General features: G+C 73.5%; 6 protein-coding genes. 4 read left to right on the forward strand and 2 right to left on the reverse strand.

Translation table 11 applies throughout. The features are described 5' to 3' along the window. Positions 1 to 95 precede the first annotated feature (95 nt). Together pglW and ABZ881_RS13905 are read right to left on the reverse strand one after the other, a co-directional pair. Positions 96 to 4,394 carry a BREX system serine/threonine kinase PglW gene (gene pglW / locus ABZ881_RS13900; protein ID WP_358484579.1) on the reverse strand — a complete coding sequence of 1,433 codons (4,299 nt, stop codon included), beginning with the start codon at positions 4,392 to 4,394 and terminating at the stop codon, positions 96 to 98. Positions 4,395 to 4,471: 77 nt separating this feature from the next. Further along, complete coding sequence (locus tag ABZ881_RS13905) at positions 4,472 to 6,730, reverse strand: DUF262 domain-containing protein (protein ID WP_358484581.1); 2,259 nt, start codon at positions 6,728 to 6,730, stop codon at positions 4,472 to 4,474. Between the two features lie 201 nt (positions 6,731 to 6,931). Between ABZ881_RS13905 and ABZ881_RS13910 the strand changes: the two genes are divergently transcribed. Genes ABZ881_RS13910 through ABZ881_RS13925 form a run of 4 tightly spaced genes read left to right on the forward strand, consistent with a single transcriptional unit; the run spans position 6,932 to position 15,045 of the window. After that, positions 6,932 to 8,479, forward strand: coding sequence for a TIGR02677 family protein (locus tag ABZ881_RS13910; protein ID WP_358484583.1), 1,548 nt, complete (start codon positions 6,932 to 6,934; stop codon positions 8,477 to 8,479). Then, positions 8,476 to 9,681: a TIGR02678 family protein gene (locus ABZ881_RS13915; protein ID WP_358484584.1), complete on the forward strand. Its 1,206-nt coding sequence runs from the start codon at positions 8,476 to 8,478 to the stop codon at positions 9,679 to 9,681. Before ABZ881_RS13910 ends, ABZ881_RS13915 begins: the two co-directional genes overlap by 4 nt. Further along, positions 9,678 to 13,805 (forward strand): TIGR02680 family protein, encoded by a 4,128-nt coding sequence (locus ABZ881_RS13920; RefSeq protein ID WP_358484586.1) that lies wholly within the window; start codon positions 9,678 to 9,680, stop codon positions 13,803 to 13,805. Before ABZ881_RS13915 ends, ABZ881_RS13920 begins: the two co-directional genes overlap by 4 nt. Then, on the forward strand, positions 13,795 to 15,045 hold the full coding sequence (locus ABZ881_RS13925) for a TIGR02679 family protein (protein ID WP_358484587.1): 1,251 nt from the start codon (positions 13,795 to 13,797) through the stop codon (positions 15,043 to 15,045). The genes ABZ881_RS13920 and ABZ881_RS13925 overlap by 11 nt, the downstream gene beginning before the upstream one ends. The last annotated feature ends 11 nt before the right edge of the window (positions 15,046 to 15,056 follow it).

Genomic DNA, 15,056 nt, shown 5'->3' on the forward strand with positions numbered 1-15,056 from the left:
CGTGCTCGTCGCTCGTCGGGGCGAGTGGATCGGGGGCCCTACAGCGCGGTGCGTGGCGTTGCCGGTCGATCGTGTGCGGGCGTCGGGTGCCGTGCTCACGCGATGCTCTCGGCCGGCGCACGGAGTTCCTTGAGCCAGTCACGGTCCAACACGACGCGCTCCGACTCGTCGATCACCTCGACGACCATGCCGTCCAGCTGCGGGGCCCCGACCGCGGAGTCCCCCGGGCACAGCAGCCACACTCCGTGCGGTGACCGGTTCGGGCTGCGCCCGGCCGCCTGGAGCCGGACCAGCAGCTCCCGGCCGCCGGACTCTGCGTACCGGGCGAGCAGTCCGGCGTCGTGCAGGAACAGCAGTGTGTCCGGACCGCACGCGGCGTCGATCCGCTCGCCCACCCGCTCCCAGGCGAAGCGCACCCACGAGTCGAGCCCACGCGACATCTGCGCGCTCTCGGTGAACTTGAGGTCGCTCTTGAGCACCACCGACCAGTCACGGCCGCGCTCTCCGGCGATCGTCCGCAGCTCGGCGATGAAGGTCGCACCGACGTCGATCGGTCGTACCTCGAAGGTGGCCGCGAGCGCGTCGGCGACGCCGGGGAGGTCCCGGCCGCGCAGTGTGAGCGCGACGAACCCGCCGCGTTCCGCGGAACGGTCGAGCTGCCGGCGGATCCCGTCGCGGGCCATCGTCCCCGGTACCCGGTGTGGCAGTGACGTGGACGACGCGAGCGGCGCGGGCGGCGCCTCCGGGTAGAAGCGACGGTCGCGGGTGTCGTACGTCAGGAGGAACCCGGCCTTCTGCAGGGCCTCCTCCATCTGCACGTAGGTGATGCCGTCGTCGAGCCGGATCTCGGGGAACCGGGCCCGTACCCGGGAGAGCAGCGCGTCGGTGGCAATGCCGGTGGCGAACCGGACTCCCGGGTCCTTGCGCCGTACGCCCGCGGCCGCCTGCGAGATCCGCAGCGCCGGCACCAGGTCGAGGCTGCGCGGGTACAGCTCCCCGTTCGGCGAGACCAGCGCGTCCTTGGACGCCGCCGAGGCCAGGGTGACGAGCCGGGTGTCCGGGAGGGCGACCATTCCTTCGGGAGCCGGGACCTCGCGGAGCCGGCGCAGGACGGCGTTCCGGCCGGGCAGCGGCTCCTCGACAGCGAGCTCGTCGGCGGCGATGCCCAGTGCCGCGGCGAAGTCGCCGAGCTCCGACGGGCTCGGGTCGTCGGCCCCGGCGAGCGACTCCAGCGCGAGCAGGACCCGGCCGCCCTGGCGCAGGACCGCCAGCCTGGGGTCCGCGTCCTCGCGCTCGGCGTGCTCCCCCGCCCAGATCTCGGCCTCGACGGCGGCCCGCACGACGCCGAGCGCCGCGGTCTGCCCGTCGTCCGACGAGGACCCCAGCCGGGCGCGAACGACGGTCGCGAGCTCCGTCGCCGTCATCACCCGGCCTGCGCCACCCAGCGCGTCGACGAGGATCTCGCGGACGTCCGCCACGTGCGGCGACTCCGCCCACTCCTCGAAGAGCGCCTGCTGGGTCTTCGACACCGTAGGCTGCGACGTCGACGCCGCCTTGGCGATCGCGGTCTGGGTCGGCCAGCCCGGCAACGCCGGATCGAGGCCGAGGGTCAGTCGCACGACGGCGTCGCGCTTGGTGGGCCGGGTGCCGGCGCGGCGGGTCAGCAGCGCGGCCAGTCCCTCGACCGACAGGCGGGCGCCGTCAGCGACGTCGGGCTCGGGCTCCGGGACACGCAGCAGCGGAGCCCACTGCTTGTGCCGCCGGATGAGCTCCTTCCGGACCGCGGCACCGGCGCCGCGGGCGCGGGCCAGCTCGGTGGTGCGGACCTTCAGCAGCTCACCGACCGTCCCGGCCGCGTAGCCGGCCGCGACCGACACCGCCCGCGGGCTGAGGCCGGCCTGCTCCAAGGTGGTGTCCAGCCCGGCCTCGGCCGCCAGCGCTTCGCGGACGGCCTCCGGCGGCTCCGGCGAGTCGCCCTCGACCGGGACCCGCTGGTCGGCGGTGGTGAAGACGGCGCGCCAGGCGTCGTCCATCTGCTTGAGGGTGTCGAAGCGGCGGCCGACGTCGCGGTGGAACGCGCGCCGGAAGAAGGTGATCAGCCCGTCCTTCAGGGCCGGGTCGAACTGGTCCGAGGCGAGCGCAGGTGTCTCGTCCGACGTCGTGCGCGGGTCGGTGAGCCCGTCACCCCACTCCGGCTTCTGCTTCGAGGCCATCTCGTGCAACGTGACGGCGGCGGCGTAGCGCTCGGCGTGGTCGTCGAACAGCGGCCTGCGCAGCGACCCGAGGAAGGGGTCGAGGTAGCCGCGGGTGCCGACGCCGACGTCGGACTCCGCCGCCGCGGCCAGCGAGAAGTCGAGCAGCATGAGCTGACGCGACCGGTCGGCCCGCCGGAAGATCGCGAGATTGTCGGGCTTGATGTCGCGGTGCCGGACGCCCTCGGCCGCCAGGATGTCGAGCGCGGAGAACAGGTCCCGGCCGAACCGTTCTAGGTCGTGGTAACTGAGCCGGCCCTCGGAGCGGAGCAGCGTGCCGAGCGTGCCGCCGTCGAGGTCGCTGCCGCCCGCGTACTGCAGGTCGATCACGGTCCGGTCGGCCAGGGTGCGTGGCCCGCCGAGCTTCCGCACGATCTGCGCGCCACCGACCCGTTCCAAGATCTCCGCCTCGGAGCGCAGGCTGACCGCCTTCTCCTCGTCGAGCGCGACCTTGAGGACGCGGTACTCCCGCTGCTCCTCGCCGTCGTCGGACTCGCGGACCCGCTGCACCAGCAGCGCGCGCGACGACGAGCCCGTCCCCAGAATCCGCTCGACGATCCACTCGTCGTCGACGCGTTGACCCGCCGTCGCCGTCAGCGGGTCAACCCGGGGCTGGGCCGACTGGGCCGAGTCGCGCTCGGTCCGGTCCAGACCGAGCAGGAACTTCTCCGCCGACTCCAGGCGCTCGTCCACGCTCGCGCGGGTGGCAGCGAAGACGAGGTCGTCGAGTGGCTGCGGGAGCGTGCCGTCGACACCGTGCAGGTGCAGCCCGCCGTCGGTGCGGACGCGCTCGAGCATCGTCGGACGGTCCGTCGCGGGCGGGCGCCCGGTGAGGATCAGGTAGGCGATCGCGCCGAGCCCGAACAGGTCCAGATCGGCCGGATCCGGGTACGGGGTGTCGAACTCCGGCGCCAAGTACGGGCCGGCGGAGTCCCCAACCACGTCGTCGCCCAGAGACGAGACCCCGATCGACGAGCTGACGTCGGCGTCGAAGTCCCGCGCGGCAGTCTGCCAGTCGATGACCCGCAGAACCGGTTCCCGGCCGTCGGGTCGCGCGGAGACATAGACGGAGCGAGCCGCCAGCGCCCGATGATAGAGCGATCTGCTGTGCGCGTAGCGGACGGCGTCAGCCAGCTGGCGGACGAGATCGAGCCGGACCTCCGGGGTGAGCCGGGCGGCATGCAGGGTCAGGTACGAGTCGAGGCGCAGGTCCGCGGCATCGTGGCGGAACAGGATCGACGGGCGGCCCTGGTGCTCGCGGATCAGGACGGGCTGCGCGATCCCGCGGTGGGTGATGCCCTGCAGCACCTGGTACTCGCGGCGTGCCGCTCGTTCCACCTTGGTCCGGCGCTCCTCGCCCGCCTGCTCCTCGGTCAGGTAGATCCGCACCCGACCGGACTCGGCGACGAACCCGGACCTGGTCGCGAGCCGGTCCTCCCACGCCGGACCCGCATCCAGCACGGACTGGTCGAGCTGCCAGTCGTCGCCGAAACGCAGATGTGCGGTCGCCGCGCGGATCCCGATCTCGGAGAGCAGGCCGGGCAGGATGTCGCGGGAGAACGCCGGGTCGACCCGCCAACCCTCCCGCTGCGGCGGCGTGGACAGCAGGTCCCGCCAGATCCAGTCCAGACCGGTGGAGTCCTCGTCACGACCGTAGACGCGAGTTCGCTGGACGTCGTCGAGGTGCGACTCCAGGCCGCGGTGGGTCAGGAAGATCGCCGGCTGGACGCGCGGGATGCGCAGGTTGCGCATTCCCTTACGCTTCGCCGCCCACTCCAGGCGCTGCTTGAGCTCCTTGCACTTCAGGTCCGTGAAGTGCAGCGGATTGCGCAGCGTGCGGGGCCACTGGCGGCCCTGCTCGTAGAACAGCCACTCATCGCCCTGGTTGACGACCCGGCCCGGGTGCGCCTTCAGCTCCACCAGGTAGAGGCCACCGGGAACGGCGACGAGCAGGTCGCACTCGTGGATGCGGCCGGACTGCGCGGTGAAGGAAAACGTCGCCCAGGCACGGAAGGGCTCTGCGGCCGGCATGAGCCGCTTGACGTGGTCGAGACCGTCCTGTTCCCAGGCGTACTCGGACGGGCGCTCCTGGAACCAGTGCGGGGTGACGACGGGTGGAGGCCCCGGAATCGGCGGTGCCACGGTCTTCACTCCCTGCAACAGATCACTGCCCTGTGTGGGACAAGAGAGACTATCGAACGGCCACCTGGACAGGGTCACTAGACCATCTGGTCGATGTCCTGCCGGGAACGATCGAGCCGTCTTTGCGCGATGTCACGCTCCCGCTCGTCGAACAGGGCGGCGAATCGAGGATCGACAGCCATCGCCTCGACCGTCAGATCGAGGCGATCTGCCTCCCAGAGCCGCACGAAGCCGTCGCTCGGCGTCGTCGACGCGAGCAGGCGCCGGACTGCGCCGACCGCGCCGTGCTGCAGCACCATCTCGCGGAAGTAGCGGGGGTCGTAGCCGAGATCGCTTCGGCAGGCGTCCATCGTCGCGAAGACGGCGCGTTCGAACTCGCCGTCCTCGGGCTTTTCGAACACGACCGGCTCCGGGTCGAGGACCGGGCCGCTCCCCGCGGCTTCCTCCCCCAGCCGCTGCACATAGCCGCGCAGCGCATCGACCGTGGTGAACACGTCGTAGCCCAGCTCGGTCAGCCGGGGCACATCCGCCTCGTCCGGATCGAGCTCGAGGACGACCGGGTTCCCCTGCCCCGGTTGCAACCCGCGCTCCCAGAACAGCTCGGCGACGGCGAGAACGCGGCCGGTCTCGGCGTCGGGGATCTCGGCGTCGCGCTCGGGCGCCGCGAAACCCAGCTCGCCGAGCTCGGCGACCAGCGAGTCGAGCTGGGTCCGGCGCGGATCGGAGACCGGGGCCTCCTCCCGCACCTCGACGGCCTGGAGCTCCCGGCTCCACGGCATCCGCCCGGCGAGCAGGTCGTCCATCAGGCCGGTAGCCGCCTGGGCGAGCAACTCCCGGCGGGCGTCCAGGAAGTCCCGGTACCGGTCGACCCGCCACAGGTCCGGGTCGTCGGGGATCCACTGCGACCGTCGCGCCGCCTCGGGCAGCGAGGCGAGGTACGCGTCCGGGTCGGCACCGGACAACTGGGTTTCCGTCGCCGGTCCGACAAACGCGAAGTTGCCGATGGCGTTCACCTCGGCCCGGCTGTACCCGGCCCGGACCAGCGCCGCCTTCGGGAAGATCTCGTGCACCTCGACCGACGAGCTCTCCGAGCCGAGCACGTTCCCGCTGACCAGGTCGAGCGCACCACGGACCCGGGTCAGCAGGTAGAGCAGCGGGTAGGAGCGGGCGCCGCGCCCGACACCCTCGAAGTCCTGGGCGTCGATCCGCATGGCGCCCTTGCGGGACCGGCTGAGCGCGGCGATGACGGCGTCGATCCCACCGGCGTCGACGATCTCCAGGTCCTTTGCCAGCGCCGTCTCCGACGACCCGGCGAACCGGCCGCGCAGCGCGGCGTGGACATACCAGTAGAGGGCCTTGTCCGCCTCCGCGCCGTCGGCGAACCGGCCGCCCCGGTTGTGCAGGTGTCGGGTGATCACCGGGACCGCGTAGCGACCGAACAAGACCCGGTCGTGGTCGATCCCGAGCCGGGTGCCGATCAGGTAGAGCGCGTGATCGACGTGGTGCAGGGTGTGGGTGAGCGCGTCCTGGAACTCGGCCGCGCTCACGTGCTCCAGAGCTGAGAAGGGGGCCCGTCCGGTAGCGACGGCGTTGGTGTTGCGGAGCAGCCAGTCTGCATTGAACCGGAAACCCTGCTGGGCCCAGCGGTCCAGGTTGCGGCGCATCGTGGGGCGGGCCTCCGCCCACTCCGAGCAGATCCGGGCCAGCGCGAGATCGCCCTTGGAGAGCTTCGTCCCACCGGAGTTGACCCGGTTGAAGATGTCGACGACCACGTCGACCGTCTTGTCCGCACCGGTGATCTGCTCGATGTGGAACTCGCGCTCGGAGATGTTGATCAGCTTCTGCAGCCGCGGCAGGAACTCCGTGTAGAACCGCGGCCCGGTCTCCGGGTGCTCGTTCAGGGACTGCGCGACGGCGCCGATCCCGGACTCGAACAGCGCGGTGACGTCGACCCAGCGCGGGTCGTCCTTCATCTTGATCGGCGTGTGGAACCCGAACGCCTCGGTCTCCACGTTGAAGCGCAACCCGGTGAAGGCAGCCGGGTCGCCCTCGAAGAACGACGGCGCCCGCCCGCGGATCAGTCCGTAGAGCGTCGTGACCCGCTGCTGGCCGTCGAGCAGCAGCTGCTTCTGCCCGGCAGCCGGGTCCCCGCCGCGCACCGGCTGGGCGCCGCCCTCGGTCTCCCACACCAGCAGCGCACCGACCGGGTAGCCGAGATACAACGAGCGCATCAGCCCACGGACCTGGTCACGGTTCCACACGTAGCCGCGCTGGAACTCCGGCAGGAGCATCGATCCCGCGTCGATCTGGTCCAGGACCGTGCTCAACTTCGTCACTGCGTGCTCTCCCCTAGGTACCGCGCGTGCCACTGTGGAGATCGTCCGGAACCGACCCGGCGTTAGCCGACAATCCGGACAGACACCTCCACCGATCGACAACTACGGTGTCACAAACAGGTCCGGCCGGCGCGGGCCGCCAGAACTGTCAGGGGCACTCCCTATCCTCGTCCGGACGACCGACCCGGGGAGGTGACCACCGTGCACTCCGCCTTCGCCTACCTCACCACCGAGAACTCGCGTCTGTACCGCGAGATCATGCTGGCCTTCGTCGCGGCCAAGCGGCGCTTCACCGTGCACCTGCGCCCCGGCGACGTGGCGGAGGCACTCGGCGGTCGCACCGGGCCCGACGCCCTCGCCCGCGCCCTCACCGCACTCGAGGGCTGGGGGAACCTGCGCTCCGATCCGGACACGAGCCGGGTGACCACCGTCGAGGACTTCCACCGGGCCCGTTTCCTCTACCAGCTCACCCGGGAGGGCGAGGCGGCCGAGGAGGCGCTGGCGGTCTACGACGACGCGCTCGGCCGCCGCGGCGCGCTGCAGGCCGTCGCGCTCACCGACATCGCCATCCAGCTGCGTGCGCTGTTGGAGCTGTCCGCGTCCGACGAGCCCGATCCGGCGAAGGTGCACCTGTCGCTGCGGGCGCTGGTGGACCGGTTCGTCGATCTCGCGGCGAACGCGCAGGCGTTCATGGGGTCGCTGCAGCGCTCGATCGACCTGCAGGAGGTCGATGCCGAGGCCTTCCGCGCCTACAAGGACCAGCTGATCGACTACCTGCAGCGGTTCATCGCCGATCTCGTCGCGACCGGCGCCGAGATCGCGGCGCTGGTCGAGTCGATCGAGGAGCACGATGTCGGCCGGCTCCTCGATCTCGCCGCCCGCCGGGAGGCGGTGGACGCGGCGCCCGGTGGGCCGGCCGGGTCCGGCGAGGAGGACCCAAGGGAGCACGAGTTCGCCGCCCGCGCAGCGGTGTGGCGGGAGCGCTGGACCGGTTTCCGCGGCTGGTTCCTCAGCACTCCCGGGCACCCCTGCCAGGCCAAGCTGCTGCGGTCGCAGGCACGCGCCGCCATCCCGCAGCTCCTGCACGTGGTCGCCGCGCTGAACGAGCGCCGGACCGGCCGTTCCGACCGGTCGGCCGATTTCCGGTCGTTGGCGCTGTGGTTCGCCAAGGCCCCGACCGACGACGACCGGCACCGGCTGTGGCGGGCGGCGTTCGGCCTGTCCGCCAGCCGGCACCTCACCGTGGATGCGGACACGCTCACCGCCCGGGAGGGCGAGCCGGTGCCGCCCGGCACGTCCTGGACCGAGGCGCCCCCGCTGCAGATCAGTCCGCGACTGCGACGCACCGGCAGCTACGAGCGGCGCGGGAGGATCTCCCGGGTGGTCGACCGCAGCGAGCAGCGCCGGCACCTGGCCGAGCTGGCGGCACGGGAGGCCGCGCAGCTCGCCGCGGCCCGGGTCGCCCTGAGCACCGGCGGCCCGATCCGGCTGGGCGCCGTCGGTGAGCTCGACGGCGATGCGTTCCGGCTGTTCCTCGGCCTGCTGGGCGATGCGCTCGGAGCACTCGCGCCGGGGCGGCGCGAGGTGTCGACGACGAGCTCGGACGGCTCGATGGCCATCCGGCTGACCGCCGTCGCCGACGCGGGCGAGATCGTCGTCCGCACGCCGGGCGGCGAGTTCCGCGGACCCGACCACGTGGTGCACATCGTCGACCTGGTCGGCGACGCCGCGGCGGAGCGCAGCGCATGACCGGCCCCGGCCTGGCGGACGCGCTCGCCGAGACCCGTCGCTCCGAGCAGGTGCGCGCCGCTCGGGCGCTGCTCCGCAGGCCGGTGCTCCGCGCCCGCGGTCCGGACGCGGAGGACGTCGCGCTCGTCCGCCGGCACGCGAGCACCCTGCGTGAGTGGTTCGAGCGCAACACCGGTTGGCGGCTGATCGTGGAGAGCGAGGTGGCCCGGCTCGTGAAGACGGTCGCCGACGTCGACGACCCCACCCACCCCGCCCGTGACCCGCGCAGCCGCACGCCCTTCACCAGGCGCCGGTACGTCCTGACATGCCTCGCCCTCGGGACGCTCGAACGGGCCGAGGCACAGGTGACCCTCGGCAAGCTCGCCGAGCAGGTGTTGCTGGCGGTGGCGGATCCGGCGCTGACCGACGCCGGGATCACTCTCACCCTGGAACGGCGGGAGGAGCGGGCCGACCTGGTCGCCGTCGTCCGGCTGCTGATCGAGCTCGGGGTGCTGGCCCGGGTCGCGGGCGACGAGGACGCGTTCGTCCGGTCCGAGGGTGACGCGCTCTACGACGTGGACCGGCGGGTGCTCTCGACCCTGCTGGTGGCGCCGCGCGGCCCGTCGACGATCACCGCGTCCGGGTTCGCCGACCGGCTCGCCGATCTGGTCGGCGAGCTCCCGCCGACCACCGACGAGCTACGCAACCGGCAGCACCGGCGGCGGCTCACCCGCCGTCTGCTCGAGGACCCGGTGCTCTACCTCTCCGACCTCGACGAGGAGGAGCTGACCTATCTCACGAGCCAGCGGCACGCGATCACCGCCCGGATCGCCGAGCTGACCGGGCTGGTCCCCGAGGTGCGGGCCGAGGGCATCGCCATGGTGGACCCGCAGGACGACCTCACCGACGTCCGGATGCCCGAGACCGGGACCGAGGGGCACGTCACGCTGCTGCTCGCCGAGCACCTCGGCGCGGCAGGTGTGCCGGTTGCGATCACCGACCTGCACGCCCGCGTCCGGGACCTGGCCACCGAGCACGCGTCCTACTGGCGGCGTAACGCCACCGCGCCCGGGGCCGAGGTGGAGCTGACCGAGCAGGCGCTCCTGCGGCTGGTCGCGCTGCGCCTGCTCCGGGTGCACGAAGGCCTGGCCCATCCACTGCCCGCGCTGCACCGCTACGCGGTCGCCGAACCGACGGTCCAGGAACGGAGGCCCTCCCGATGACCGCGGCCCCGGCGCGGACCGGCCTGCCCGAACCGCGGCGCCACGACCGGTGGCAGCCGCTGCGGGCCGGGCTGGTCGATCTCTTCTACTACGACGCCGAGGAGTTCCACTTCCACGACGGCCGGCTGCTGCTGCGCGGCAACAACGGCACCGGCAAGTCCAAGGTGCTCGCGCTGCTGCTGCCGTTCCTGCTGGACGGCGACCTGAGCCCCTACCGGGTCGAGCCGGACGCCGATCCCAAGAAGAAGATGGAGTGGAACCTGCTGCTCGGTGGCGAGCATCCGCATCCCGAACGGATCGGCTACAGCTGGCTGGAGTTCGGCAGGCTGACCGACGACGGCGCCGAGTACCGCACCCTCGGCTGCGGTATGAAGGCCGTCAGCGGTCGAGGCATCGCCCGGCACTGGTACCTGGTGACCGACCAGCGGATCGGGCTCGACCTGCACCTGCTCGACGGCACGCGCACGGCGCTCGGCAGGGACCGGCTGATCGAGGCGGTCGGCGGACGTGGCCGGGTCTTCGACCGGGCCCGCGACTACCGGCGGTCGGTCGACGAGGAGTTGTTCGGCCTGGGCGAGCAGCGCTACAGCGCGCTGGTCGATCTGCTGGTGCACCTGCGCCAGCCGCAGCTGTCGAAGCGGCCGAGTGAGAAGGCGCTCTCCGCCGCGCTCACCGAAGCGCTCCCGCCACTGGACCAGGCCGTCGTCGCCGATGTGGCGGAGGCGTTCCGCAGCCTGGAGTCCGACCGGGACGAGCTGACGGCGATGATCGAGGCCCGCGACTCGGCCCGTGGCTTCCTCGGGCACTACCGCCGATACGCCGCCGTCGCGGCACGGCGGGCGGCCGCCGATCCACGCCGGGCCGAGACCCGGCACCGGAAGGCGCGCGACGAGCTCGCCGACGCCGAGCAGGCGTTCCGGGAGGCCGACGAGGCCGCCGGTGACGCCGCCGCCCGCCTGCGGGAGATCGACGGGGAGGTCGTGCGGTTGCGCGCCCGGGAGGGCGAGCTGCGCACCGGGCCGGAGATGCGCACCGCCGAGGGTCTGCGTCAGCTGGAGCAGGAGGCCGAGCGCCGGCGGGACGATGCCGAGCGGACGGCCGCGCGCCGGGCCGACGCGGACGCGTTGCGGGATCGGCGCGCGCAGCGGCTCGACCGGTCGACGATCGACCTGCAGCGCGCGGAGACCGCTCTGGCCGCTGCCACGGCGGACGCCCGGGCGGCGGCCGACCCGGCGCTGCTCGGCACCGCCCACCGCGAGATCGACGAGATCGTCGCCGACGATCCGGGCCAGGCCCGGGAGATCTCCACCCGGGCCGTCGCCCGGCAGGAGCGGGCGCTGGCGCACGTACGCGGGTTGCTGGCCGGCACCGACCGGGCGCTCCTGGCGGAGCGGACCGCCCGGTCCGCAGTGGAACGGCTCGACTCGGAGTCCGACCGGCTCGCAGAACGGCAGGTGGCAGCCGGTCAGGCCGTCGCCGACCTGGGAGGCGAGCTGGTCCGCGAGGCGACCGCTCAGCTGAGGGCCGCCGTCGAGCTGCGCCCCGGCGACCCGGCGAGCCTGCTGGCCGAACTCGAGCTCTGGGTGGAGACGCTGGCCGGGCCGAACCCGCTCACCGCGGCCACCGACCTGGCCGGCCGGGCCGCGACCGGCGAGCTGGCCCGGGCCGATGCCGAGATCGGCGCCCGACTCGCCGAGACCGACCGGCGCGCGGCCGAGCTGGCCGCCGAGATCAGCCGGCTGGAGGCCGGCGAGCACATCGCTCCCCCGGTCCCGCACACCCGCGGCGCGGAGGTCCGCGACGGCCGCGACGGGGCACCGTTCTGGCAGCTCGTCGACTTCGCCGACGGTGTCGGGGAGCGGGAGCGGGCGGGCCTGGAAGCCGCTCTGGAGGCGTCGGGGGTGCTCGACGCGTGGCTCTCCCCGGACGGGTCACTGCTCGGTGCGGACGACGACGTGCTCGTCGCACCCACCGTCCGGGTCACCCACGGCCCGGGACTCACCGGGCTGCTCCGGCCTGCGGTCGACCGGGCCGATCCACGGGCCGCACCGGTGTCCGACGCGACGGTGACCGCCGTGCTCCGGGCGATCGCTCAGCAGGAGCGCGCCGACGGCACCTGGGTGGGCACGGACGGCCGGTTCGGTAACGGCGTGCTGCACGGCTCGTGGCACAAGGACCACGCACGCTACGTGGGCCGCGGTGCCCGCGAGGCGGCCCGGCGCACCCTGCTGGAGCAGCGGCGGGCCGAGGCAGAGGAGCTGGCCGCAGCCGGGAGCGTGTTGCGCACGGAGGAGCAGCGGCTGATCGGCCGCCGTACCGTGCTCGCGGCGGAGCTCGCGGCCCTGCCCGACGACACCGCCGTGCGCGAGGCGCATGCGACGGTGTCCGCGCTGGCCACGCAGCGGGCCGATCTCGGCGTCGAGCAGGCCGAGGTCCGGGCGGCCCACGAGGCCGCCGCCGAGCTCTCCCGGCAGGCGAGGGCGGCCCTGGACACCGGTGCCGCGGACGTCGGCCTTCCGAGCACACCGGACGAGCTGGAGGCGGTCCGGGTGGCGCTCAGTGAGTACCGCGTGCTGTTGGCCGACATCTGGCCCGCATCGTCGACGACGGCCGGTGCCCGGGTCGCCGAGCAGGACGCGGCCGCCGAGCTCGCCGATGCCGAGGAGCAGGTGGCTTCGGCGTCGGCGCTGGCCGGCGACGCGGCCGAGGCGGCGCTCGCCGCCGAGGAGGCGTACGTCGCGCGGCGGGAGACCGTGGGTGCGCAGGTCGCCGAGCTGCACCGGCAGCTGTCCGAGGTCGCCGATCTGCTCAGTGGGCTGGCCCGCGACCGGTCCGCATACGCCGAGGCCCGCGAGGCCGCGATCGCCGGGCGCGGCCACGCCGAAGGGCTCCGTCAGGCCGCCGAGCATCAGGTCGCCGACGCTGTGCGGGACCGCGAGGCCGCGGCGGAGTCGTTGCGCCGGTTCGCCCGCACCCGGCTGATCGAGGTCGCGGTCCCGGACCTGGAGGTGCCTCCGGTGGACGACACCTGGGCCGCCGACCCGGCGGTACGGCTGGCTCGGCAGATCGACCAGGCCCTGGACGGGACCTCCGTCGACGACGGCAACTGGGACCGGGTGCAGCGTCGGGTCACCGAGGAGCTCAAGACCCTCTCGGACACCCTGTCCCGGCACGGCAACACCGCCTCGGCCCAGCTGCTCGATGCCGGGATCATCGTGGAGATCGTCTTTCGCGGTCGGCCGACCGCGGTTCCCGAGCTGGCCGATGCGCTCGACCACGAGGTGACCGACCGGCAGCGGCTGCTCGACGAGCGGGAGCGGGAGATCCTGGAGAACCACCTGGTCAGCGAGGTCGCCGGGGCGCTGCAGGAGCTGATCTCGGACTCCGACCGGCAGGTCGCCCGGATGAACGAGGAGCTGGCCGATCGGCCGACCAGCACCGGTATGCGGCTGAAGCTGGAGTGGCGGGCCCGGGAGGACGGCCCGGCCGGGCTGGAGCAGGCACGACGACGGCTGCTCCGCCAGTCGTCGGACGCGTGGTCCCCGGAGGACCGGGAAGCCGTCGGACGTTTCCTGCAGGAGCGGATCGCGGAGATGCGGTCCCGGGACGGGGCGGGAACGTGGCTGGACCACCTCACCGCGGCGCTGGACTACCGGGCATGGCACCGGTTCGCGATCTTTCGCAGACAGAACGGGCAGTGGCGGCCGGCGACCGGGCCCGCGTCCGGCGGGGAACGGGTGCTCGCTGCCAGCGTTCCGCTCTTCGCGGCGGCCTCTGCGCACTACGCGTCGGCCGGCAACCCGCACGCCCCGCGCCTGGTGACTCTGGACGAGGCGTTTGCCGGGGTGGACGACAACGCCCGCGCGAAGTATCTCGGCCTGCTCGCCGCATTCGACCTGGACGTCGTGATGACCAGCGAACGCGAGTGGGGCTGCTACCCGGAGGTTCCCGGCCTGTCGATCGCCCAGCTCGCCCGCGCCGACGGCGTGCCGGCGGTGCTGGTCACCAACTGGCGGTGGGACGGCCTGCGCCGGGAACGCGTGGAGCGGCCGGCCGCGCTCCCGGTGCCGGAGACACCGCGGGAGCCGGCCCTGCTCGAGCAGAGCCTGTTCGATGAGCCCTGACCCCGGGGGGTCGGCCCGGTTGCAGCGCCTGCTCGGAGGGCCGGAGACCGCCTGGCTGCGCGAGCGGGTGCGGCGCCGGCTGGAACGCGGCGAGCCCCTGACCGGGGCGGTCACTCGCAACCCGGCGACGGACGCCGAGCAGGACGCGGTGGCCGGCCTGCTGGGCCGGCGCCGGCGCAGCGCCGGCTCGGTGAGCGTCCGGCTGGCGGAGCTCGACGACGTGCTGCGCAGGTCCGGCGTGCACTCCGGGGGGCTGGCCGGCGCGGTCGTCGACCTGACCGGCCCGGTGATCGACCGCGAGGACGCCGTCCGCCGCCGCGCCGAGGCGTGGCGGGCAGCGTTCGCACCGCTCGACGAGACCGTCCGCGCCCGGCCGGAGCTCACCGTGTGGCGCGATCACCTGGTGCGCACCGGTCTGGTCCGCAGGCTCGCCCCACAGGTCGACGAGGCGACGGGGCTACTCACCGAGCTCGCTGCGGTCCTCGTCGAGCTCCCCGCCGAACCGCAGCCGATCGGGCGGTTCGCGGAGCGCGTGCTCGGCTCCGCACACGCGCTCGACCAGGGCCGCCCCCTGACCGCGCTGGTGCTCCGGGCGGCCGCGGCACTGGGCGGCGTCGGCGAGGGCCGGGGGGCCGCCTGGGACCGCGCTGTGTGGGCATCGGTCGGGCTGGTCCGCGACGAGCTGTCCGCCACCGTGCTCACCCTCAACCTGCCCGGCGACACCGACACCAGGACCGGCAGGATGCTCACGGCGATGGCCGGCGAACCGGCGGTGCTCACGTTGCGCCAGCTGGTCCGTCAGCCGGCCCGCTGGGAACTCGACGGCACCGTGGTGTCGATCTGCGAGAATCCGGTCGTCGTCGCGGAGGCGGCGGAGCGGCTCGGCGACGGCTGTGGCCCCCTGGTCTGCACCGCGGGCCAGCCGAGCGCCGCGGTGATGGCGGTACTGCGGGGCCTCGCCGCGGCCGGCGGCGCGTTGCGGCACCACGGCGACTTCGACTGGGGCGGGGTGCGGATCGCGAACCTGCTCGTCGCCGCACTCCCGGTCGTCCCCTGGCGTTACGACACCCTCAGCTACCTGCGCTGGGTCGGCCGCAGCAGCAGTGGCGCGCCGTTGCGCGGCACCCCGGTCGAGGCCGCCTGGGACCCGGCGCTCGCCGCCGAGATGCGGCGGATCGGCCGGTCCGTCGAGGAGGAACGGGTGGTCGACGAGCTCCTGTCCGACCTGCGTCCGGGCTGACCGACGAACGG

Origin of the sequence: Pseudonocardia sp. NPDC046786 (assembly GCF_040645415.1) — a bacterium.
GTDB lineage: Bacteria > Actinomycetota > Actinomycetes > Mycobacteriales > Pseudonocardiaceae > Pseudonocardia > Pseudonocardia kongjuensis.

What these genes read in the sequence shown, in the direction of transcription:
- ABZ881_RS13920 (WP_358484586.1), top strand. Translation starts at nt 9,678, where the DNA reads ATGACCGCGGCCCCGGCGCGGACCGGCCTGCCCGAACCGCGGCGCCAC.
- ABZ881_RS13925 (WP_358484587.1), top strand. Translation starts at nt 13,795, where the DNA reads ATGAGCCCTGACCCCGGGGGGTCGGCCCGGTTGCAGCGCCTGCTCGGA.
- ABZ881_RS13915 (WP_358484584.1), top strand. Translation starts at nt 8,476, where the DNA reads ATGACCGGCCCCGGCCTGGCGGACGCGCTCGCCGAGACCCGTCGCTCC.